Genomic DNA, 23,572 nt, shown 5'->3' with positions numbered 1-23,572 from the left:
AAAAGTAGACGCGGGGTGGGCAACGCCGCCGCCGGCGTTGCGTGGACTTAGTGGAAGAAGTGCGTGCGGCGCCCGTCCAGATCGATCGTGGTGACCTGGTGCGCCATCGCGTGCTGGCGCGCCGGCAACGCCACGGCGGCCACGCGCAACCATGTGGCCGCGGTGGCGTCGCCGGCGGGCGGCGCGACGGGGGCGACATAGACGCTTTGTTCCTCGCCGAACGCCAGCAGCTTGCCGTCCCGGTCGAACACTCCGGCCAGGCGCGCGCCGGCGCGCGGGAACAAGGATTTGCGCACTGGCCCGCCTGCCGTCCCCAGCGTCAGGTGCAACAGCCCCCAGCCTCCCGGGGTCGCCTGTCTCAGTTCGAGCACCAGCTTGTCGGCGGCAGGCAACCGCAGCGCCTCGTCATTCTTGACGTCGGCCCAGCCATCCGGCGAGTTCCATTGCAGGCCGGCCGGCGCGCCGCCGATCTGGACGGTGTTGTACGCTTGTTGCAGCGTGTATCGCACGACATTGCCGGGCAGGGCCACGAGTCCGGCGGGCGCCAGGTCCATGCTTTCGGCCGCCCAACTGATCAGTTCGTCCATCACCGACAGCGGCGCCCCTTCGGTCGGCGCCGGGATCGCCAGCGGCGTCGCGGACGGCAAGGCCTGAGGCCCTTGCGGACCGTAGGACACGGCCTTGTGATGGACGCCCACGCGCAGGCCCCGGGCGCGGAAAGTCAAAGCCGTCGGCCCCGGCGCGCCGGAACCGTTGCCGCTGTCACGCACCAGCATGGCCCGGGGTTCGCTTTGCCGGCGGTCGTGGTCGAATTCGACCTGCAGCGAATAGCTCTGCCGCGCCGCGCCGCGGGTCTGCGGCGCTTGCCGGCTCGAGGGCAGCGCCTCGCGCAGATATTGGGCATCGGGCGCGAGCGGCCAGCCAAACCAGGCCAGCGAGGCTCCCCGGTTGACCAGCGGCGAATCGACGATGCGCCACGCGACCCCGGCCGGCGTGTCGGGCGCCGGCGATTCGAGCACTGCTTCGCGGGTCCAGCCCATGCGCCACAGCCGCTGGCGCGCATGCCCGAGCGCCGCCCGCAGCCGGGCCTCGGGCGTGTCGCCGGTCGGCGGCCATTGCGCGACCACGCGCGGCCCCGGATTGAACAGCCACAGGCGCTGCATGGCATCGGCGCCGGCGCCGCCGCCGGGTTCGGCCACGGCCGGCGGCGGCACGCGCACCGGCGCGGGCGCCCACAGCGGCAATCCGGTCGCATCGGTGTGATCCGGCCCGCGCACGCCGATCAGGGTCGAGGCATAGCACTGGCTCATGTTAAGGCCACCCGGCGCCACCAGCCGGATGTCGAGCATGTTGCCGCCGGCCTCCGCCGCCGTGCGCAGCAGGCCGGCCGAGCTCCAGTTGTCGCGGTCCGGCGGCGCGGTGCCGGTGCCGGTGTTAAACCAAGGGATCAGGTCGCGGTCGCACAGAAACCATGCCGGCACGATCCGCGCCTCGACGCTGGTATCGAGCGCGGCGGGGACGACCGCGTCGGCTCTGGCGCCGCGTATCCGCAGGAAGCCGGCGTAGGAATAGAACGCATCGGGCGCGGCGTTGAACAGCAGGCGGTACAGTTTGCGCCGTTCCGGCGCCCACGGATAGGAGAGCTGGGCCGTCTGCTCGCCGCTGCTGGCGCGCAGGATGGCGATGTCGGCCGACAGATCGAGCCGGCCGTCGACCACCGCCGCGTCCTGCAAGGCGCAGATCGAGGTGTAGGTGTTCTTGGCCTGCTGCAGCCGATAGTGGCTGATGACGCGCACCGAGGCGGCGCCGTGTGCCAGCAGCGCGTCCCAGAAATACAGTTCCACCGTGTGCTGCTTGTCGACCTGGCGCGCCAGCACGCCGTTGAACTCGACCGAACGGCGCAGCCGGTCCGCCGCGCGCTCGAAGTTTTCGGTGACGTGGAACTCCGGGGCGTCCGCCTGCGTGGCTTGCTTGCCCCAACCAAAGGCTTTGGCGACCCCCCAGCCCAGCATGGCGCGCACCACCACCAGCCGGCCGCCGCGCCGCTCCAATTCCACGTATACGCGGTTCAGGCGCGCCGTCACCACGCCCGGCGACAGGTTGACCGCCACGTCGAGGCCGGCCGCGCACGACAGCGCGATCCGGTTCACCCCGGCCGGCTGCTGGATCGGAAGATTGACCACCGTCCCGGCCGCGCCGCGCGCCTCGAGCGTAAACTCGCTCACGCCGCCCTGGACGCGCTCGTTGAGATACAGGTGGGCCAGGCCCCCATCGTCCGCCGCGCCTGCCTCGGCCAGGGCGTAGGCGCCGAGCGAGATGTCGGGCGCGCTTAGCACGGCGGCGGCGGCCTCGTACGACGCCACCGCCGCCGAGCCCAGCGACTTCAGCGAGTCGTCGCTCAGGCGCACCCATCGGATCGGCCGGAATTGATCGCCTTCGCTGCGCATCTCGCCCCAGGCCAGCGCCGGGTTGAGTTCCGCCCCGGCGTTGTCCCCGAGCGCCGCGCGCGACAGGAACAAGGCGTCGGCCCAGCCGAAACGCTCGCCCGGCCAGGCCGTGCGGTCCTCCTCGCGCCGCGCCGGATCGGCGGCGCCGGGCGCGTAGGCCCAGCCACGTTGCGCCTGCCACTCCTCGTCGCTGACCGGTTGCGGCGCGACGTCGGCCGCCGCCGACGGCGGGCCGGCCGGCACCCGCGTGGCGCTGAAGGAGGCCAGCGCATCGCCGGGCTCGACGCCGCCGGGCAGCAGCCGGTAGGCCGGGCGCAGCGCGGCCGGCTCGGGTACCACGGCGGCGGCGCCGCCGGCCCACAGCTCCCGCGCCGGCTGCGCCAGCGGGTGGAAGCTGGCCAACGGGCCGAGCGCGGTGGCCTCGGGCGACATCGCCGTAAACTCGCCGAGCGCCTCGACGTTCAGGAGGGCGCCGCCGCCGGGTGTCGCGCTGCCGCCGCCCACCAGGAAGCTTTGCTGGGCGCCGTCCGGCGCCATCGGGATCAGGGCCCGCGCTATCGACGGGCCGGGCGCGTCGTTGACGGCCGCCTCCGGCGGCCGCACCCAGTTCCCGTGACCGGTGAAATGCGTCAGCGCCGCGTCGCCGGCGGCGGCCGGGGCCCGCCAGTGCAGCCGCAGATCGCCCGCGTATCCGACCGACCACTGGCTGTCGTGGTCGCCGCAAAGGTGGACCGGCACCAACTGCAGCGGCGCCGCCGAGGCGAGGTCGGCGGCGCCCGGCGGCAACATCGGCGCCTGCAGCGTCGCGCCGTCGATCGCCAGGCCGAACAAGGTGAACACCAGCGCCGGCCGGTCGACCTCGAGCGTGAACTCGCGCGTGTTGCCGGGGCCGCGGCGCACCGTCAGGCGCTTGCCGCCGCTCTGGTCGAGCATCAGGCGGGCGCGCGCGCCGCGTCCGGTTGCGGGAAACCAGCCCTGCACGTCGACGCCGCGGCTTTCGCTGAACAGCAGATAGGGCGCCGCCGCGTCCCCGGGCTGGACGATGCGCAGCAGGCCGGTGGTGGTGGGCAACCACAGTTGCGCCGGGCGCTCCCATGCGCCATCGATCTTCTCGTCGAGCAGCAGCGACACGGCGGCCGTCATTTCCACGGACGGCAGGGCGCCCGGGCCGGGGGCGATGTCGCCGTCGTCGTCGAGCGCGACGGTCAGTTTCAGCGTCAGGCGGCCGGCGCCGATCTCGCGGTCGGCAAGCCCCGGCTCGTCGAAGGACAGGGCGTCGTCGGCCAGCGTTACCACCGCCGGGCGCAGCGAGAGCGTCTCGGCCAGGCCCGGGACGACGAAGTCGCCGGAAACGGTCACCGACCATCGCCGGGCGTCGACCGTCTTGCCCGGCGCCGGCGCCGGCGCGGCGAGGCCCAGCAGCGGGCGGTCGTCGATCTTCAACGCCGTCGCCGCGTCGGGCAACATGCCCAGGTAGGTCTTCATGGCCACCGCCAGCGCCGTGGCGCCGTCGATGTCGTTGCCGTTGAGCCAATGGCCGCTGACATACGCCGCAGTCCCGGCCGCGCCGGCGCGGGTGGTGATGCCGGCCAGCGTTTCGCCGTAGGCGCTCAGGGTCGGACTTTTCTGGCCCGCGATCCGGCCCAGCGCCACCGTCCGGCCATCGGCGACATATACCACGTTGACCGAGCGTGGCTTGCCGTCGAACCAGACGACCGGCGTTTTGTCCATGCGGGTGTAACCGTCTGCGACGCCGACCGGCGCCGGCAGTGATTTCGCTGTGTTGTCGGTCATGCTATCGACTCCTGGGTGATGGGGGGAAATGCCATGCCTTGACGGCGCCAGCAGGCGATGATGCGCTGCGGCTCCCTGGCGTTGATATCCATGGCCATGCTGAGGCGCAGGTGGCCGCCGGCCAGGCTGGGCGTCAACTTGTCCCATGCGCTGACCGTGCCCCACGCGATCTGCTGGAACGCCGGCAAGCCGGCCTGCGTGTCGAAGTCCGATCCCTTGAGCGCGCTGCCGCGGAAGCGGGCCACGGGCCGCGCCGGCTTGTCGAACTCGAACAGCAGCACCAGTTCCGCGTCGGGGTCGGGGAGATCCAGCAGCGCGCGGTCGCGGAAGCCTTCCAGCGCGGCGGCCGGGATGTGCGGGCCGATGCGGCCGCCGCCGTGGCCGCTGTAGCTCCAGCCGAGCCTGGCCAGCGGAATATCGACATGGAGGGTGTTGTCCTGCTTCGAGCGCTTGATCGGCAAGCGATTGAAGGCCGGGCCGACGGCCACGCCGTGCCGCCGTAGCGACCTGATACCGGCCGGCGCGGCCGCATGCATGTCGTCGGCGCTGGCACCGACCTCCACCGACAGTTCCATGCAGGGCGGCTCGTCGTACAGCAGTTCGCCATATATGCCGGCCTGGTCCTGCCTGGCGTCGCCGAACGTCATCGTCGGCGCCTCCGGCTTGTCGTCCGGGGCCGGGGCGGGCGGCGGCTCGCCTAGCCAGGCGCCCAACAGCTCCGGCGTGGCGCCGTCATAGGCGTCGCCGTACAGGAACCGGGTGGTGGCCGGCGAGGGATGCATGCGCAGCACGCCCTGGCGCGTGCGCGCCACCGTGTTGTGCAGCGCCTGGCGGAACTCCCGCGGCGCGTCGAGCGCGATGACAAAGGCGTCGTCCTTGGCGTCGAGCACCTGGGACAGCGCGAAATGCGCGTTGAACGGCAAGCGCCGTTGCACCACCAGGCGATGCCACAGCGCGGGCGCGGCCTGGCGCACCGCCATCGCCTCGCCATTGGCATCGGGGCCGAGCGCGGCGCGCTGCCGGTTGATAGGCGCGTAGCGCGGCACCGCCTCGACCAGCCATTCCAGTTCGTGGCGCCACAGGTCGGCCAGGCCGTTCCAGGTCCAGGCCACGCGGCCGAAGTCGTCGAGCGCGACCGTGTCCTGGGCGCTGGGCGGCTCGGCCAGTTGGTACATCGAGCGCAACGCCGCGTGGGGCGCGACGCCCGCCGGCAGCCAGAATTGCAGCGCGCGGCCCAGCAGGTTGCCGTTCTGGTCGCGGAAAAACAGCCAGTTGCCGGGCGGCGGCCGCAACGCCCGCTCCATCGCGCGCCGGGTGGCGACCGACAGCAACACTTCGCGCGCGCAGTCGGCCCGCTGCAACTTGCGCACCGCCTGCAGCAACAGGGGGGCGTCGCCGGGGGCGTCCATCGCCTGTTGCAGCGCCTTGGCGGCCGAGGCCGCGCTGGTCCGCTGGTCCGCCTTCGGTTCGGCCGGCGCCGCCGGCTCGCTGAGCGGGGTGTAGCCGGCCGGCGGCGCGTCCGGCGGCGCCGGGTCGAACGCGTCCCCGGGCCCGGCACCGGCGGCCGGCCGCGCGAACGCCCATTGGCGGCCGCCTTCGATCGGCGCATAAACCTTCACCAGCCGCGGCACCGCCTGCACCATGGCCACCGCCTCGAACGGGGTGTCGTCGCCGGGGGCGGCCACATCGCGCAGCCACAGCCGGTAGCCGCCGATCAGCGTGCGGTTGTCGGCGTTGGCGTGCTGCACCACCACGCGGACCGCCGCCGGCCTGGCCGGATCGCCTTCGACCTCCATCACGCGGGCGCGCCCCTCGCCGAGCCATTCGGCCGCCGGCGGCGCTCCCCAGAACCGTTCGAAGTGCGGCACCATCAGCAGGTTGTCCAACGTGAGGCCGGTGACGTGCTGCGCCAGCGCCACCGGCGACTCCGGCACGGCGGACACCCCTACCGCGTCGCGCCGCAGGGCCAGAAACAGCTGGGTGGCGCGGCCGGATTCGAGCTCCAGTGGCATGCTGATTTGCCAGCCGGGGCCATTGGTCCCGTCGGTCTCCCGGTCCGTCCGCGCCGCCGCGGGCGCCGGCGCGATCGGATAGGCATCCACTTCGACCAGGTTATGGTTCGACAGGTTCGGCATCTCCTCGCCGCCGGCCTGCACATCGTTGAGAAACTGCACGCCGCCGGCCAGCCCGCCGTCGCCGGCCTGGTTCAGCGAGCGGGCCACCACCAGCGCGCCATCGTCGTCGTCGCCGTAGAAGCCGGTCGGCACGACCGCATAATCCTGGCGGTAGAGCACCGCTTTCAGCGTGCCCGGCTCGGCCTCGTCGGCGGCGATATCGAACGCCACCGTGCAGATGGCGGTCGAACCGTTGTCCGCCGGCGCCAGCAGCTCGGCGCGCGCCCGCAACGGCGGCGCCACCGGGCCCAGTCGCTGTCGCTTCAGCATGACGCGGCCGCTGTGCGTGCAGCGGCCGTGGGCGTTGAACAGCTTGACCTCGTAGTTGAGCAGTTCGCCGATCAGTTGCCGCGGCCCCAGGCGGTCCGCCAGGCTGAACGGGCGATCCGCCCAGGCGGCGAAGTCGGCCGAGGCGCCGGCGGCGGGGCGCGGCGCCTCGGCCGGAATCAGCACCGCGCCGGACTCGCCGGATCGGCGCTCGGCGACCCCGAGCGTGCGATACCAGCGATAGAACGGCGCGAACGTCGAGCCCGGCTGGCCGGCGCCGGCGTTGATCGCGGCGACGATGCCGCCGTTGGTCAGGGTGCCCGCGCCATGCGCCAGTTGCAGCACCACGCCCGATTCGGCCTGGCTCGCCACCAGGCGCAGCTGGCCGACCGGGCCCGCGCCGGCGTCGATTTCCGGCCCCGGCGCCGGGCCGGGGCCGGCCGCCGAATCGACGATGAACAGCAGCTCGGCGTAGGCCTCGACTGGCTGGTTGGCGGCGGTGCCGCCGACCGCTTGCATCAGCGTGAGCAACACGCGCTCGTCGTCGTAGGCGGGGGCGCCGGCATCGCCCTGGTAGTCGCGGTAGGCCTGGTACAGTCGCAGCGGCAGCACCGGACTGAGCGACGCCTGCTCCATCGCATCGCCCAAGGCGGCGATCTCGTCGCTGGCCGGCAAGGCCCCCAGTACCGAGCGGCTGCCCCGGAACGGTTGCCAGGCGGCGTCGCCGGCCGCTATCGGCGCCAATCCCGGCTCGGCGCTGCCGTCGGCGCCGCGCAGCGTGAGCACGCGCGCCTGGCCGGCCCATCCGGGCAGCGGCGAGAGCGGCTCGAAGCGCCACGGCGCGGCAACCTTGACCGCGCCGTCGTCGCCGACGTCCAGCCGCAGGTCGCGCGGCAGGCGCAGGCCCAGCCACTGGCTCTGGGTGATCTTCTTGAAATAGTAGAGGTCTGCCATTTAAGCTCCGAGCAATTGGTTGACGTCCTGGTTGATGGTGGCGTACATGGCGCGGCCGTCGCGGACCAGCTGGTCGTTGGCGGCGATCTGCAGCGACAGCGCCGCGCCGATGCCCAGCACGTTGACTTCGATCCTGGCGCGGCCGTCGATGCCGATGCCGCCGTCGCTGGTCAGCGTCACTTCGAGATCGAGATCAACATGCATGCGCAGGTTGAAATCCCAGTCCTGGTGCCAGGAAATGGTGATGCGCACGAAGCCGGCGCGGATGCGGATGCTAAAGCCGATCCGCACATGCAGGGACAGTTCGATCCAGCAGCTGGCATGGGCGACGCCGTAGATCGTCAGCGTGTCGTTGGCGTAATGTCCCAGCAGCCCCAGCGTGGCGGCGAAGCCGGCGTTGATGCTGCCGCTGAGCGAGGCGGGACCGACGCTGAGCGTGCGGGTCGAGGCGCTGAAGCTGGCCGACAGCGACGAGCGCGAGATCGCGTACACCCGGCCGCCGGCCGAGCGCAACGCGAACAGCGTCGAGCCGGCCACCTGCAGGGGTTCCAGGGTGGTGCCGACCTCCACCGGTCCCAGCACCAGCGCCATGCCCGCCGGCGTGGCCTCGAACGCCAGTTGGGCGCGGGGGATGCGCATGCCGAGCAACTGGGCCGCCGGAATCTTGTCGGTGAGGGTGGAGCGGCCGTCCGGGTGCGTCATCGCCACCACGCGCAGCGACGGCTGCTGGCCGTCGAACATGGCCAGCCCGACGGCGGACGGACACTGCTGGAACGGCGCGGTTCTGGCATCGCCCCTGCTGGTGTAGAACCATAGCTTGCCGAACGCGGCGAACTGGAACTCCGACGTCATCAGCAGCGTCATGTCGGCGACGTACAGCGATGGCGTGGCGGCGCCGGTGGTCTGCGACGATTCGACGAACAGGCGCGCCACCATCGTCAGCGCGGTCTCGTGGTCTTCCCAGCTTTCCTGCTTGAAGACGTCGGGCAGGCCGTCGCGCAAACGTTGTTGCGCCTGTTGCAGCGAGAGCTTGGTCACGCCGGCGACATGGCGGTTGATGCCGGCGCCCAGTTCGATGCGGGTGATCACCACGCCGGGGAACAGGGGGATGTTGACGTCGTCCTCGCTGACCATGATCGAGACCACCGGACGCCAGGTCTTGCCGTCGACCCGGCGCGAACTGCCGATGGTGAAGGTGGCTTCGACCGGCGCCAGCGCCGGCGAGGAAATCCGGCCCTCTCCCCGGATCGCCTGGAAGTCGGGGGTGGAGATGTCGCACAGCCGCGCCTGGCCCTTGAAGCCGCCCGGCGTGGCCAGTTCGATGTCGATGGCCATTTTGCCTTTGCTCAGCTCCAGTCTCGGGCCGGCGTCGAGCAGGATTTTAAGGTCGCCGATCGTCCCGCTCAGGACTGCGCCCGCTTCGGCTAGCCGGATGTTGGTGTCCTTGAGCGTGACGTATCCCTTGCCGAAGGCCAGTGACGGCACGTTCAGCTGAAAAATCTCCAGCGCCTTCAGGCGCATCGCCTCCGGCGGTGCGAACGTGAAAGAGGGCAAGTCCACATTGCCGGTCTGCAGGGTGACGTCGGCGAAGGTGACTGTGAGCCCGCTGAACAGCCGGCCGAACCAGGCTTCCACGCTGGCCGGCAAGCTGCGCGGGGCAAACGTGACGCGCCCGCCGATGCGCACCGTCGACGTATAGCCCGCGTCGGCGGCGGCGAAGTCGACTGTGGCCGTCATCTGGTCGAACGTCAGCAGGCCGCTGGGATCGCGCCACGGCGCGTTGCTGCCGATGTGGCTTTGGCCGCTGATCGTCCAGGGTCCGTTGGACATATCGCCGGAGACGTTCAATTGCAGGTCGATGCTGGCGCCGGCGAAGTCCTCCAGCTCAAAGCGGGCTTTGAGCCGCGCCTCGACCCGGGTGCCGCGCACCGCCAACGTGCCTTCGCTGACGTGCAGCGACAACGCGCCGATGCTGGCCGGACCCGGCACCAGCGTCGCGGCGCACAACGCGATGCCGGATGCGTCGAGTGCCAGTTCGTTGATGTCGAAGGCGATCCCGGCGGTTCCCGGGAGCGCGATGCGCCCCACTGGTTGTCCATCCTTGGCGACCAGCGCCAGCCGCCAAGGGGCCAGCCCGAGCGTGAGGGTGGCCGTGCCGGCGGCGAGCGACAGCGAATCGAACAGCTTCGTCTCTTCTATCCGTGCGCTCAACAGCCCCAAATCGCGGAGCAGGTAACCATCCAGATGTTGATGCAACACCACCGAGGCTTGCAAGCTTGGAAGCGCGATGCGCAATGCGGAAATCGGCGACAGATCCAGCACCGCGTTCAAGGCTATCGCTTCCCCGGTGAATGATTGCTGCGCGAAGCGGATAATAAAGTCCGGCCCCGACAGCGCCAAATCCTTCATCACGTCATTTTCAACGGTCAATCCCTGATCCGGAAATAGGTCAATAACAGATTCTGATAAGACTGCCATGATTTTGGACGTCATTATATCTCCCGTATAATCGCAGGCGGCGTGCACCGGCCCGCGATTGAAATCGCGAGCGCAGCGGAATTCTATTTGTAAATTAATTAATTAAGCTAAATGCGGTGGCTCTTGGTCCAGGCTCGGTGTCGCTGAAAGCGGCCAGTGATGCGGATCCGTCCGGTTTTTGACGAATCACCATTTTGAATGGACGTGTCGGGATAAGCGCCATGGTTGGATAACCAATGCATGATTAGAACCCTAGTTGAAATTTTTGGAATTTATATTTTTATAATAATATGATTTTTTCGGGAATTTCCAAAAATTTTTCTTTGTGTGGCATTTATGCTACTAGCGGCATATTGCTTACAGTTGCTGCCGATTAATTTATTTTTGTCATTCAAGTTACAAGAAGCAATTGAAATTATTACTTAATTAATGTTGAATCATAAGTCAATTATTTCATCGTTCTGCGCGCCTTCACAACTGAAGCTCGTTCCAGGACGGAGTGAAATTCGATTGACCCGGGATCGGCGAATATCCCGGGAGAAACTAGGGAGGATTAGGCGGAACACCATAATCGGCCATGGTTGCGCCGCCGAGCGAGCATGCATGGCCGATTACGCTACGCTAATCCGCCTTACGTGTTTTAGATTCATTCAGCGTGACGTGACATCGGAGGGCGATGCTGAAGATGGCGCCGCTGCTATCGGCGCGGCGGTAGCCGGCGCGGCCGCCGTGCACTTGCGCGAAGGCCCCGCCGCCGCCAATCCCAGGCCGCTGGCGCGCAGCAGGCTGTGGAACTGCGCCTCGTCGGGCGCTAACACGCCTTCGGCCAGCCCTTGCAGGCGCATGCGCAGGATCGTGACGGGCGTGTGCAGCTCGTGGGCGATGGCGGCGGTCAACGTGACCAGCTCGTTCGCGGTGCGCTCCAGCCGCAGGGGTCTCCGCGGCGCCAAGCCTGATTCGGGATAGAACAGGATCGACAGCGTGTAAAAAATGTACAGGCTGACCATCACCGCCACCGCCATGCCGACGCCCACGGTGCCCATCGACCACAGGATCTGTCGGCTGAGACCTAATTCGCGCATCATGTCGGCTTCACCATGCGGTAGCCTACGCCGCGCAAGCTGAACGGCATGCCGGCGACACCCGCGTCCTCGAGCTTGCGGCGCAGTTTGTGATGTGGCTGTTGACGGTGCGCTCCAGCGGGTCGCCTTCGGCCAGGCAGCCGGCCAGCAGCGCGGCGCGGTTAGCTCCCCGTTGAATCACCGGCGCTTCCGCATCGGAGATGGTAGTCTAACCCGAGTACGGCGAGATGCCTGCGCAGTCGCGCGACGTCTCCTTCGACGTCGGGCTGCTTCACCACATCGTGGCAGGAGAAAGAGGGCAGGATCTCGGCGCCGCAGAACTTGTAGTTGGCGGTGTTGCCGACGAAGACGTCGTCAACCGATTGGCCCCCGAACAGACTCTGCCGGGGATCGCCGAAGGATGCGGCGGGCGCGTTCCACGTTAGCGACAGCATGTATTTTTTTCCCTGCATTTTGCCGCCGCTGCCGTATTGCTTGCTCGGGTCGTCACGGGTGCGTCCATCGTCGGTCAGCAAACTCTGTTGCACCAGACCGGCGGTGAACACCTCATCGACATATTTCTTGTAGATCCACGGCGTGCCGAACTAGTAGACCGGTGTTTGCAGCACGATCAGGTCGGCATCGACATGCTTTTGCACCTCGGCGGCGATATCGTAGCCTTCCTGTATCGAGGTTTCCATCACCTCGTAGCCGCGTTGCGTCATTTCCTCCTTGATGACGCCGGCCATCTTGTGGTTCAACTTGCCGGGGGCGAAGCCTTCGTAAAACTGGTGCGCGTTGATAATGAGTACTTTTTTCATTGTCGATCCTGATGATGGCCGTGGCGGCGAGTTGTTGTTGCGTGCAGACATTGTGGCGCCGGGTTGGCCAAAACCGGTTGCCGGATCCGATGGGCTTTTTGCCTGATTTGACGAGTCGCCATCCGGCCTGGAATTCCGGCCAGCAGGCCGTGCTACGCTCTGACTTGTGGCTTGAACGCGAGGATGCGATGAATTTCGGAGTTGAAACACCGGCACTGGCGGGGGGGCGATCTCGCCGAGCTGATCAGTGAAATTGCCCAAACCGATGGCGATTACGCCACCCCGGTCCCGGAGCTGATGCTGTACCGGCGCAGCGCCGCGACCGACCCCATGCCTTGTATCTACGGCATGGGGCTTGGCATGACGGTGCGGGGTGAAAAGCGTGTGACCCTTGGCAGCGACATCCACGACTTCATGCCGGGACAGACGTTGGTGACCTCGGTCGACCTGCCGGTGGTCACCTACGTGACGCGCGCCAGCCCGGACGAACCGTATCTGGGCCTATGGCTGCAACTCGACGCGCGCGTCATCGGGCAGGTGGCCGCCAGCATGGATTTCCTGGCGCCGGCGCCGGGCGGCTCGTCGCTGGGGCTGACGGTGGCCACGCCCGATGCGGGCCTGCGGCGCGCGCTGATTCAGCTACTGCGCCTGCTGCGCGAGCCGGCGCTGGTGCCGTTGGTGGGGCCGCTGGTCCAGCAGGAGATCGCCGTGCGCCTGCTCACGGGCGAACACGGGCCGACGTTGCGCCGGCTGGTCATGGCCGGCTCGCCGAGCCAGCAGATCGCCAAGGTGATCGCCTGGTTGAAGCAGCACTTCACGAAGAATTTCCCGATGGACGACCTGGCCACGCAGGCGCACATGAGTCCGTCCACTTTCCGCCAGCATTTCCGCGAGGTGGCGGGCATGAGCCCGCTGCAATACCTGAAGCAGCTGCGCTTACAGGATGCGCGGCAACTGATGCTCAACGAGGATATCGATGCCGGCAGCGCCGCCATGCGGGTCGGCTATGAGAGCGCCTCCCAGTTCAGCCGCGAGTACACGCGGCTGTTCGGCGCGCCGCCGCTGCGGGACATTCGGCGCTTGCAGGAGTCGTGACGCCCGCGTTATTGCTTGTAGATGCCGCAACCGATGACCAGGTCGTCGACCTTCTCGACGTAGGTCGATTTCGGTTCGATCGCCTTGGTGACCGGGTGCGGCCATTTGTAGTCGACCCAGCCTTTGCCCTTGGCCTTGGCGACGTCGAGCATCGTCTTGATGAAGAGCTTGTCGTCGGAATCCTTCAGGTTGGTCAAGTCCTTGCCGATCAGTTTGGCGTTGGCGCCGTGCGCGAGCATCTTGCCGTTCAGATCCATGACGAACACGTACAGGTCGCGGTCCTTGAACTGGCCGGCCGCGTCGTTGAACGCGGCGTAGGATTTGGCCGGACCGTTCGCCTTCAGATACTCGGCGGCGCGCTGGACCAGCGCGGTGGCCTCGGCGGCGGTGCCGCGGTCGTCGGCCGCCAACACCGGAATATGCAGCGCCAGTACGCAGGCCGCGACGGACATCGATTTCAGCAGTTGTTTCATTCTGGTCTCCTTGAAAATTGGTCTTGTGTTCTTGGCGCCCCGCAAGGCAACGGCTTTCTGCGCGTTCTTCAGCGAGTACCTAATCGTAGTCCGGCGATCGGCGCCGAAACGTAACGGCATCGACAATTAGCGCCGGGAACGTCAAAACGTTGCACTAAAACAACTCACAAAAACCCGCCCAATTGTCGCGGCACGGACAATTGGGCAAAACCATCGGTGCTACGCTGATTGTCGACTTACGTTTACGTAAGCGTAAAAAATAGAAAATATAACGGAGACAAACCATGAAGCTTACGCAAATGTCGCTGGCCGCCGCCATGCTGACCGCCGTCACCGCCGGCGCCGGCGCCCAGGTCAGCAACAACACCGTGAAAATCGGCGTGCTCACCGATCTGTCGGGCCTGTACTCGGACCTGTCGGGGCAGGGCTCGATCGTCGCCGCCCGCATGGCGATCGAGGACTTCGGCAAAACCGTGCTCGGCAAGCCGATCGAGCTGATCTCGGGCGACAGCCACAACAAGGCCGACGTCGCCGCCAACAAGGCGCGCGAGTGGATCGACCAGCAAAACGTCGATGTGCTGATGGACCTGGTGCCAACCAACGCCGCGCTGGCCGTGATGGACATCGCCCAGCAAAAGAACAAGCTGGCCATCGTGGTCGGTTCGGCCTCCAGCGTCATCTCCAATGAAAAATGCACCAGCACCAGCGTGCATTGGATGTACGACACCTATTCCAGCTCGGTCGGCACCGGCAAGGCACTCCTCAAGCGCGGCGGCGATAGCTGGTATTTCCTTACCGCCGATTACGCGTTCGGCAAGTCGCTGGAGAAGGACGTGTCCGACGTGGTCACGGCCGGCGGCGGCAAGGTGCTCGGCGCGGCCAGGCACCCGTTGAACAGCAACGATTTCTCGTCGTACCTGATGCAGGCGCAGGCCTCGAAGGCCAAGGTCATCGGCCTGGCCAACGCCGGCGGCGACGCCGTCAACGCCGTCAAGCAGGCCGGCGAGTTCGGCATCGCCGCCAAGGGCATGGTGGTGGCGCCGCTGCTGATGTTCATCAGCGACGTCCACGCCATCGGCCTCAAATACGCGCAGGACATGTACCTGACCGAAGGCTACTACTGGGACTACAACGACGACACGCGCGCCTGGTCCAGGCGTTTCTTCGCGATCCAGAAGAAAATGCCGACGATGGCGCAGGCCGGCATGTATTCGGCCGTGACGCACTACCTGAAGGCGGTCAAGGCGGCAGGCACCGACGACACCGCCGCCGTCATGAAGAAGATGCGCGAGCTGCCGGTCAACGACGTCGTCATCCCCAAGGGCACCTTGCGTGCGGACGGCCGAATGGTGCACGACATGCTACTGTTACAGGTGAAGAAGCCGGCCGAGTCGAAATCGCCCTGGGATTATTACAAGGTGGTCGACGTCATCCCCGGCAACGAGGCGTTCCGGCCGTTGGCACAGTCGGGCTGCCCGTTGATCAAAAAATAAGGGGCGGGTCCCCAAGGAGATCTGTATGCAGAAAAATTTGAGCTACGTTCACGGCGCGCACGACGTGCCGCTGATCGGCGTGACGATCGGCCCCTATCTGGCCTCGGTCGCCGCCCGCCACGGCGACAGCGACGCCGTGGTGGTGCCGCATCAAAACGTCCGCTGGACCTACCGCGAGTTCGACGAACGGGTGACCCGCGTCGCCGCCGGCCTGCTCAGGCTCGGCCTGCGGCCGGGCGACCGGGTCGGCATCTGGTCGCAGAACTGCGCCGAGTGGGTGCTGGTGCAGTTCGCCACCGCCCGTGCCGGCCTGATCATGGTGAACATCAACCCATCGTATCGGCGTTCGGAGCTCGAGTATGTGCTCGACAAGGTGCAATGCAGCGCGCTGATCCTGGCGCCGGCGTTCAAGTCCAGCGACTACATCGCCATCGTGCGCGACGTCGTACCGGCCATCCACCACGCCAAGCCCGGCGCGCTGCAATCGGACCGGCTGCCGCATCTGCGCCACGTGATCCGGCTCGGCGACGAGCGCACCGACGGCATGTTCAACTTCAGCGAATTGCTGGCGCCGCCGACGGACGAACAGCTCGCGCAGCTGGCGCAGGTGGAAGACGGGTTGCAGTTCGACGACCCGGTCAACATCCAGTTCACCTCCGGCACCACGGGCGCGCCCAAGGGCGCGACACTGACCCACCACAACATCCTCAACAACGGCTTCTTCATCGGCGAAGCGATGCGCCTGGGCGCCGACGACCGGCTATGCATTCCGGTGCCGCTGTACCACTGCTTCGGCATGGTGCTGGGCAACCTGGCCTGCGTCACGCACGGCGCCGCCATGGTGTTCCCCGGCGAGGGCTTCGAACCCAAGGCAGTGCTAGAGACGGTGCAGGCCGAACGCTGCACCGCCTTGCACGGCGTGCCGACGATGTTCATCGCCATCCTCGATCATCCGGAGTTCGGCAACTATGACCTGTCGACCCTGCGCACCGGCATCATGGCCGGCTCGCCTTGCCCAACCGAGGTGATGAACCGCGTCATCGGCACGATGCACATGAACGAGATCACCATCGCCTACGGCATGACGGAGACGTCGCCGGTCAGCTTCCAAAGCTCGACCGACGACCCGGTCGCGCTGCGCGTGGCCACCATCGGTCGCGTGCACCCGCACCTGGAGGTCAAGATCGTCGACGGTTCCGGGCGCATCGTGCCGCGCGGCGTCAAGGGCGAGCTGCTCACGCGCGGCTACTCGGTCATGCTCGGTTACTGGGGCGACGACGCGAAGACCCGAGAAACCATCGACGCGGCGCGCTGGATGCATACCGGCGACCTGGCCGTCATCGACGAGCAAGGCTATGCCACCATCGTCGGCCGCTCCAAGGACATGGTCATCCGTGGCGGCGAGAACATCTATCCGCGCGAGGTCGAGGAATTCCTGTACCGGCACCCGAAGATCCAGGACGTGCAATGCGTCGGCGTGCCGGACAAGAAATACGGCGAGGAGCTGTGCGCCTGCGTCATCCTGCGGCCGGGCATGCAGGCCGACGCCGACGAGATCCGCGCCTTCTGCCAGGGGGAGATCGCCTACTACAAGGTGCCGCGCTACGTCGTGTTCGTCGACGCCTTCCCGATGACGGTGACTGGAAAGATTCAAAAGTTCGTGCTGCGCGAACAGATCACCGGTGACCTCGGGCTTAGCGCTTGACAGCGAAGCGTAGAACTACCATTGTAGGCGTCACGAACAGCAACCGTGAATTGTAGACAATGGCGAGTGAGCAGATCGAAGAATTCATCGCATCTTCCTTGTGGGGCCGTAACTTGAATGCGGAGCAGTTGCGGCGGGTACTCGGTGATACGTCGGAGTTGATGGCCGAGGGCGGACAGACGGTGTGCCATCGCGGCGTGCGCGCCGAATATTGGTATGGCGTGGTCGAAGGGCTGGTCAAGGTCTCCAATGTCACGCGCGATGGACGACCGACTTCGTTGATCGGCATCCCCACGGGCGGCTGGTTCGGCGAAGGCTCGGTGTTGAAAAACGAGAATCGTCCTTACGATGTGGTGGCGCTGCGCGCGAGCCATCTTGCCCAAGTGCCAGCCGCGACCTTCCACTGGCTGCTGGGATGCAGCCTGCCGTTCAACCGGTTTCTGATCGAGCAGTTGAACGCCCGGCTGGCGCAGTTTGTCATTCGCGTGGAGCATTTCCGCTCCTCCGGGCCGGAACGGCACGTTGCGCACTGCCTGGCCGAGTTGTTCAACGCCGAGCTGTATCCGGGCACGGCGGCGATGCTGCGGATTTCGCAGGAAGAAATCGCTTTGCTGGCCGGGGTATCGCGCCAGCTTGTGAACCGCGCGCTGCGCCGGCTGGAGGACGCGCGGCTGCTGCAGGCCAGCTACGGCTCGATCCGGATACTCGACATCGCGGCACTGCGCGCCTTCGCCTCCGAGGCGGATGGAAAGCCATCGGTTTAGGCAAGATATCGGTCGGATTCGGCAACCGGTTTCAGCACGGCCGGAGCGATACTTCAGTGGATAAAATTTCACTGGAGATACGCTTACCATGACCACACTCATTGTCAACGGCAGCCCGCGCGCCATCGATGTCGACGCCGATACGCCCATCCTGTGGGCGCTGCGTGACACGCTCGGGCTGACGGGCACCAAGTTCGGCTGCGGCGCCGCGCTGTGCGGCGCCTGCACCGTGCACCTCGACGGCCAGGCGATCCGCTCGTGCGTCACGCCGGTCTCCGCCGCCGAAGGCAAGACGATCACCACCATCGAAGCGGCCACCGGCGGCGCCGACCGCGTCGGCAAGGCCGTGCACGCGGCCTGGGTCAAGCACGACGTGGCCCAATGTGGATACTGCCAAAGCGGCCAGATCATGAGCGCGATCGCCTTCCTTAAAACGCTGCCACGCGGCAAACAGCCGACCGTCGCCGAGATCGAGTCCGCCATGACGGGCAATATTTGCCGTTGCGGCACCTACGCCCGCATCCGCGCCGCCGTCGCCGACGCCGCCCGCACTCTCGCTTAAAGGAACCGACATGCTGACCAACTTCAATCCCAAGGAATTGCCGCGCGCGCTGCAAAACATGATCGTGCGCGACCAGGGCACGGCGAGCGCCAGCCCGCCACGCCGCGCCTTCCTCAAAGTGATGGGCCTGTCCGGCCTGGCGCTGGGCACGTTTCCGGGCATGGCGCCGGCGCAGCAGGCCAACGGCCTGAAGCCGACCGAACAGCCGCTGGCGTTCGTCCAGATCGCGCCCGACGGCGTTGTGACGGTGACCATCAACCGGCTCGAATTCGGCCAGGGCGTGCAGACCGGGCTGCCGATGATCCTGGCCGAGGAACTCGACGCCGACTGGGCGCTTGTCACCGCCAGGATGGGCAGCGACGACCCGGCGTATATCGATCCGGTGTTCGGCATGCACATGACCGGCGGCTCCGGCGCGATCAAGCACAGCTACACACAATACCGCGAGCTGGGCGCGCGCGCCCGCGCCATGCTGCTGACGGCCGCCGCGCAACGCTGGAACGTCGATGTGTCGACCTTGCAAACCCGCGCCGGCAAGGTGCTGGGGCCGGGCGGACGCCAAGTTGGTTATGGCGAACTGGCGCAGGCCGCCGCCGCGCTGCCGGTGCCGCAAAAGGTGGCGCTGAAAGATCCCAAGGAATTCCGCATCATCGGCCGCGCCACCGGCCGCATCGACGCCAAGGCCAAGAGCAGCGGCAAGCAGGCGTTCGGCATCGATACACGTCTGGAAGGCCAGTTGACGGCGCTGGTCGCGCGCCCACCGGTGTTCGGCGCCCGCCTCAAGTCGGTCGACGAGGGCGCGGCCCGGGCCATCAAGGGCGTGCGCGCCGTGCTGCGCGTGCCGCTCGACCGTGGCGCGGAAGGCGTGGCCGTGGTGGCCGACGGCTACTGGAACGCCAAGCGCGGGCGCGACGCCCTGAAACTGGAGTGGAACACCGACGACGTCGAAAAGGTCGACAGCGAACAGCAGCTCGCCCGGTACCGCGAGCTGGCCGGCCAGCCCGGCAACCGCAAATTCGACGCCGACATGGCGCCGCTGGCCGGCGCGCCGCTGAGCATCAAGGCGGACTTCGTGTTCCCGTATCTGGCCCATGCGCCGATGGAGCCGCTGAACTGCACCGTCAAGCTCGACGACGGTGCCGCCGAGTTGTGGACCGGCACCCAGATGCCGGGCCTCGACGCCATCGCCGCCGCCCGCGTGCTGGGCCTCAAGCAGGACCAGGTCAAGATGAACGTGGCGGTGGCCGGCGGCGGTTTTGGCCGCCGCGCCGTGCCCACCAACGATTTCGTGGTGGAGGCGTGCCAGATCGCCAAGGCCGCCCGCGCGGCCGGCGTGGTGGCGCCGATCCGCACCGTTTGGAGCCGCGAGGACGACATCCGTGGCGGCTACTACCGCCCGATGCACCTGCACCGCGCCCACATCGGCTTCGACGCCATCGGCAACGTGCTGGCGTGGGACCACGCTATCGTCGGCCAGTCGATTACGGCCGGCTCGCCGTTCGAACCGTTCCAGGTCAAGGACGGCATCGACGGCACCGCCACCGAAGGCATGCGCGACCCGTATCCATTCCCGATGCGCCTGACCGTACATCATCCGCAACAGAACGTGCCGGTCCTGTGGTGGCGCAGCGTCGGCTCCAACCATACCGCCTTCGTCATGGAAACCTTGATCGACGAGATCGCGCGCATGACCAAACAGGACCCGGTGGCCTACCGCATGAAGCTTCTCAGTTCGAAGCAGGTGCGCCACCGCGCGGCGCTGCAACTGGCGGTCGACAAGAGCGGTTACGGCAAGCGCCGCCTGGCGGCGGGCCGTGCCTGGGGCGTGGCGGTGCACGAGTGTTTCGACAGCGTGGTGGCGTATGTGGTGGAGGCGTCGGTCAAGGACGGCGAACCGGTGCTGCACCGCGTCACCGCCGGCGTGCACTGCAACCTGGCGGTCAACCCGCGCAGCATCGAGGCGCAGGTGCAGGGCGGGGCGCTGATGGGATTGTCGATGTGCCTGCCCGGTGCGGCGATCACGTTCAAGGATGGCGTGGTCGAGCAAAGCAATTTCGGCGACTTCGCGGTGCCCCGGATGACCAGCATGCCGGCCGTCGACGTGCACATCGTGCCGAGCGCCGAACCGCCGACCGGCATCGGCGAACCGGGCTTGCCGCCGCTGGCGCCGGCCTTTGCCAACGCGCTGGCGCGCGTGACCGGCAAGCCGCTGCGCGACATGCCGTTCAAGCTGGCGTAATCTCCCCGCAGCAGACCGATGGTCGTATGCGATCACCGAGAGCGGCCGCCCCGGATGCGGCCGCCGACCAATCCATACCGGCCTTGACAATATTGTAAGCCGCCGGTCCGTCATGCCCGCGTCAATCCCGCGTCTATCCCTTTCCCCGGTAAGTGTTCAGTAAGTGAAGTTGCCCGATTATGAGCTCCCAGCCTTAACACTCGGAGAAATAATCATGCAGCTCCCGCGTCGTTTCACCTCGAGCAAGCGCCTAAGCAGCACACCGGCATGAGCGCCCCGCTTTCGGCAGCCGTCCTGCCTTTCCTGCCATTTTCCCGACCCACCATCGACGAGGGGACCATCGCCGCCGTCGGTGACGTGCTACGCTCCGGCTGGATCAGCAGCGGCCCCAGGGTGCACGACTTCGAACAACAGCTGTCCGCCTATTTCGGCGGGCGGCCGGTACTGACTTTTAATTCCGGCACCAGCACCATGGAAATCGCGCTGCGCGTTGCCGGTGTCGGCGCCGGCGACGAGGTGGTCACCACGCCGATCTCCTGGCCGGCCACCGCCAATGTGATCCTTGCCGTCGGCGCGACGCCGGTGTTCGCCGATATCGACCCGGCCGCGCGCAACATCGACCTGGACCAACTGGAGGCGGCGATAACGCCGCGCACGCGCGCGCTGATCCCGGTCCATTTGGCGGGGCTGCCGGTGGACATGGACCGCCTGTACGCCATCGCCGCGCGCCACCGGCTGCGCGTGGTGGAGGACGCGGCGCAGGCCTTCGGCTCGCGCTGGCACGGCAGGCGCGTCGGAGCGTTCGGCGATCTGGTGTCGTTCAGTTTTCAAGCCAATAAGAACCTGACCACGGGCGAGGGCGGTTGCCTGGTGCTCAACGACGCCGGCGAGGCGGCGCTGGCCGCGAAGTACCGCCTGCAGGGCGTCACCCGCAGCGGCGTCGACGGCATCGACGTCGATCTCCCCGGCGGCAAGCACAACATGAGCGACATCATGGCGGCGATCGGCCTGGGCCAGTTCGCCAACATCGACGCCGTCACCGCGCACCGGCGCGCGCTGGCGCGCCACTATTTCGCCCGCTTCGGCGCTGGCTTCGAGTCGGCCAGCGGCGCCCGCCTGCCGCTGGCCGACTTCGAGCACGGCAACTGGCACCTGTTCCAGATCATCCTGCCGGACCGCGGGCCCGGCACGCGCGCCGGCTTCATGGAGGCGATGGCATGCCGGGGGATCGGCACCGGCTTCCATTACGCGCCGATCCATTTGTTCAGCCTGTACCGCGCGCGCGGCTACGCGGAGGGCATGTTCCCGGTCGCCGAGCGTGTCGGCCGCCTGACGGTGACCCTGCCGATGTTCCACGCGATGACGTTCGACGACGTCGAGCGCGTCGTGGCGGCCGTCGAATCGATCCTGATCCACGCGCGGGTGCCCCGATGAGCCCCGATGCGATGCACGGCAGGGCGCGCCGGCCGTCCACCGGCGGCGCCGGCGACGCGTTGCTCGACGACGCCCTTGCCGCGCGCCCGGCGGCGCCGTCCAGGCGCGCCGGCGCCACGCTGTCGCCGGCGCTGCTGTGGATGCTGTTCGGCGGCTTCGTCCTGGTCACGCTGGGCGCGCTCGGCGTGCGCACCCTGGTGCCGCCCGACGAGGGCCGCTACGCCGAGATCGGCCGCGAGATGTTCGTCAGCGGCGACTGGATCACCACGCGCCTGAACGGCATCAAGTATTTCGAGAAGCCGCCGTTGCAAGCGTGGATGAACGCGCTGACCTTCACGCTGTTCGGCCTGGGCGAATGGCAGGCAAGGCTGTGGACCGGCGTCTGCGGCATCCTCGGCGTGGTCATGACCGCCTGGGCCGGGCGCGTGGTGTTCTCCCCGCGCATCGGACTGTATGCCGGCCTGGTGCTGGCGTCGACCTTGTTCTGGCTGGCGGCAGGCCAGATCAATTCGCTCGACATGAGCCTGTCGGGCATGATGGCCACATGCCTGGCCGCCGTGCTGATCGCCCAGCGCGACGGCGCCACCGCCGGCCAGCGGCGCGCCTGGATGCTGGTTGCGTGGGCGGCGATGGCGCTGGCGGCGTTGGCCAAGGGACTGGTCGGCGTGGTGCTGCCGGGTGCCGTGCTGGTCCTCTACGGGGCCGCCGCGCGCGATTGGCGCGTCTGGACCCGTCTGCACATGGGCAAGGGGTTGCTGCTGTTTTTCGCTGTTGCCGCGCCTTGGTTCATCCTGGTCGCCCAGCGCAACCCCGAACAGCCGCACTTCTTTTTTATTCACGAACATTTCGACCGCTTCCTGAGCCCCGGCCACCAGCGCGAGGGGCCTTGGTACGCCTTCATCCTGCTGTTGCTGCCGGGCCTGTTGCCCTGGCTCGGCTGGCTGCCGCACGCGTTGGTGGAGGGCGCCCGGCGCGCGCCGGGACGATTCCAGCCGAGGTTGCTGTTGCTGATCTGGTTCGCCTTCATCCTGGTGTTTTTCAGCATGTCGAGCTCGAAGCTGCCCGGCTACATCGTGCCGGTGTTCCCGGCGGTGGCGCTGCTCACGGCGCTGTGCCTGGACGCCGCCGGCCGCCGGCCGCACATGGTCGCCGCCGCGCTGCTGGCGGCGGTCGGCGCGCTGCTGGTGGTCGCGGTGCCGGTGGCGCTGGCGACGGGCGCGGCCGGCTCCGCGCCGCACAGCCTGCGCAGCTACCAGCCGTGGCTGATGTTCGCCGGCTGCATCCTGTTGGTCGGCGGTTGCCTGGCGTGGTGCCAGGCGGCGCGTGTCCAGCGCGATCAGACGGTGTTGACGATGGCGGTGGCCGGCTTTCTCGCCACCCACCTGATCGTCGCCGGCTTCGAGGTCTACGGCAAGGACCGCGCGGGCACCGCGCTGCTGCCGGCGATCCGGGCCGAACTAACGCCGTCCACCAAGCTGTACGCGCTCGGCCGCTACGAGCAGTCGCTGACCTTCTATCTAGGCCGGCCGGCGATCCTGGTCGAGTATGTGGACGAATTCGGCTTCGGGCTGCGGCAGGAACCGGGACTGGCGCTGTCCGGGTTGGAGGAGTTCGTCGTCCTGTGGCGGCGCGACGCGGCCGCCGGCCCGCCCTCGATGGCCATCGCCAGCCAGGCCGTGTACGACCGGCTGCGCCAGCGCGGCGTGCCGATGCGGCTGGTGGCGCGCGACGGGCGCCGGATCGTGATCTCCAATCAATTGACAAAAGGACTGCCATGACCGCGCCTGCTTGCTTACCCTTGTTGCCTGTGT

General features: G+C 67.6%; 13 protein-coding genes and 3 pseudogenes. 8 read left to right on the top strand and 8 right to left on the bottom strand.

Annotated elements, in window-relative coordinates; all coding sequences use genetic code 11:
* Positions 1–47: 47 nt before the first annotated feature.
* The 7 genes and pseudogenes from BMX85_RS14835 to BMX85_RS31570 all read right to left on the bottom strand — a co-directional run bounded on the left by BMX85_RS14835 (position 48) and on the right by BMX85_RS31570 (position 11,996).
* Positions 48–4,241 carry a hypothetical protein gene (locus BMX85_RS14835; protein ID WP_090319307.1) on the bottom strand — a complete coding sequence of 1,398 codons (4,194 nt, stop codon included), beginning with the start codon at positions 4,239–4,241 and terminating at the stop codon, positions 48–50.
* Positions 4,238–7,636 (bottom strand): hypothetical protein, encoded by a 3,399-nt coding sequence (locus tag BMX85_RS14830; protein WP_090319304.1) that lies wholly within the window; start codon positions 7,634–7,636, stop codon positions 4,238–4,240. Before BMX85_RS14830 ends, BMX85_RS14835 begins: the two co-directional genes overlap by 4 nt.
* On the bottom strand, positions 7,637–10,066 hold the full coding sequence (locus BMX85_RS14825) for a hypothetical protein (RefSeq protein WP_143067981.1): 2,430 nt from the start codon (positions 10,064–10,066) through the stop codon (positions 7,637–7,639).
* Between the two features lie 827 nt (positions 10,067–10,893).
* Positions 10,894–11,016: pseudogene (locus tag BMX85_RS30105) on the bottom strand (histidine kinase dimerization/phospho-acceptor domain-containing protein); the annotation flags it as partial.
* A gap of 179 nt (positions 11,017–11,195) precedes the next feature.
* Positions 11,196–11,389 (bottom strand): annotated as a pseudogene (locus BMX85_RS31005) (winged helix-turn-helix domain-containing protein); the annotation flags it as partial.
* Positions 11,358–11,768 (bottom strand): annotated as a pseudogene (locus BMX85_RS31575) (NAD(P)H-dependent oxidoreductase); the annotation flags it as partial. The pseudogenes BMX85_RS31575 and BMX85_RS31005, both read right to left, overlap by 32 nt.
* A gap of 12 nt (positions 11,769–11,780) precedes the next feature.
* Positions 11,781–11,996, bottom strand: a complete 216-nt coding sequence (locus BMX85_RS31570) for an NAD(P)H-dependent oxidoreductase (protein ID WP_218147335.1) — start codon at positions 11,994–11,996, stop codon at positions 11,781–11,783.
* A gap of 201 nt (positions 11,997–12,197) precedes the next feature.
* On the opposite strand from BMX85_RS31570, the gene BMX85_RS14805 reads away from it, so the two are divergent.
* A complete protein-coding gene (locus tag BMX85_RS14805; RefSeq protein ID WP_229210465.1) occupies positions 12,198–13,091 on the top strand; it encodes an AraC family transcriptional regulator in 894 nt (297 codons plus the stop codon).
* Between the two features lie 8 nt (positions 13,092–13,099).
* Here BMX85_RS14805 and BMX85_RS14800 read toward each other — a convergent pair whose 3' ends face one another.
* The gene (locus BMX85_RS14800; protein ID WP_090319296.1) at positions 13,100–13,564 is read right to left on the bottom strand and encodes a cache domain-containing protein; all 465 of its coding nucleotides are present in this window, start codon (positions 13,562–13,564) and stop codon (positions 13,100–13,102) included.
* Positions 13,565–13,848: 284 nt separating this feature from the next.
* On the opposite strand from BMX85_RS14800, the gene BMX85_RS14795 reads away from it, so the two are divergent.
* From BMX85_RS14795 to BMX85_RS14765, 7 genes are all read left to right on the top strand, one after another.
* On the top strand, positions 13,849–15,057 hold the full coding sequence (locus tag BMX85_RS14795) for an ABC transporter substrate-binding protein (protein ID WP_090319293.1): 1,209 nt from the start codon (positions 13,849–13,851) through the stop codon (positions 15,055–15,057).
* 25 nt (positions 15,058–15,082) lie between these two features.
* Positions 15,083–16,762, top strand: a complete 1,680-nt coding sequence (locus BMX85_RS14790) for an AMP-binding protein (protein ID WP_090319291.1) — start codon at positions 15,083–15,085, stop codon at positions 16,760–16,762.
* Positions 16,763–16,821: 59 nt separating this feature from the next.
* Positions 16,822–17,526, top strand: coding sequence for a Crp/Fnr family transcriptional regulator (locus BMX85_RS14785; protein ID WP_177196761.1), 705 nt, complete (start codon positions 16,822–16,824; stop codon positions 17,524–17,526).
* An 88-nt stretch (positions 17,527–17,614) separates the two neighbouring features.
* Positions 17,615–18,088: a (2Fe-2S)-binding protein gene (locus tag BMX85_RS14780; protein WP_090319288.1), complete on the top strand. Its 474-nt coding sequence runs from the start codon at positions 17,615–17,617 to the stop codon at positions 18,086–18,088.
* Between the two features lie 10 nt (positions 18,089–18,098).
* Entirely contained in the window at positions 18,099–20,327 is a 2,229-nt protein-coding gene (locus BMX85_RS14775; RefSeq protein WP_090319285.1) for a xanthine dehydrogenase family protein molybdopterin-binding subunit, read from the top strand.
* Between the two features lie 267 nt (positions 20,328–20,594).
* Positions 20,595–21,761: a DegT/DnrJ/EryC1/StrS family aminotransferase gene (locus BMX85_RS14770; RefSeq protein ID WP_090319282.1), complete on the top strand. Its 1,167-nt coding sequence runs from the start codon at positions 20,595–20,597 to the stop codon at positions 21,759–21,761.
* Entirely contained in the window at positions 21,758–23,539 is a 1,782-nt protein-coding gene (locus BMX85_RS14765) for a glycosyltransferase family 39 protein (protein WP_307173465.1), read from the top strand. Before BMX85_RS14770 ends, BMX85_RS14765 begins: the two co-directional genes overlap by 4 nt.
* Positions 23,540–23,572 lie beyond the last annotated feature (33 nt).

Source organism: Duganella sp. CF517 (assembly GCF_900110275.1).
Taxonomy (GTDB): domain Bacteria; phylum Pseudomonadota; class Gammaproteobacteria; order Burkholderiales; family Burkholderiaceae_D; genus Rugamonas.
The sequence above is the reverse complement of the archived record's forward strand: the minus strand, read 5'-3'. Positions and strand labels throughout refer to the sequence as shown.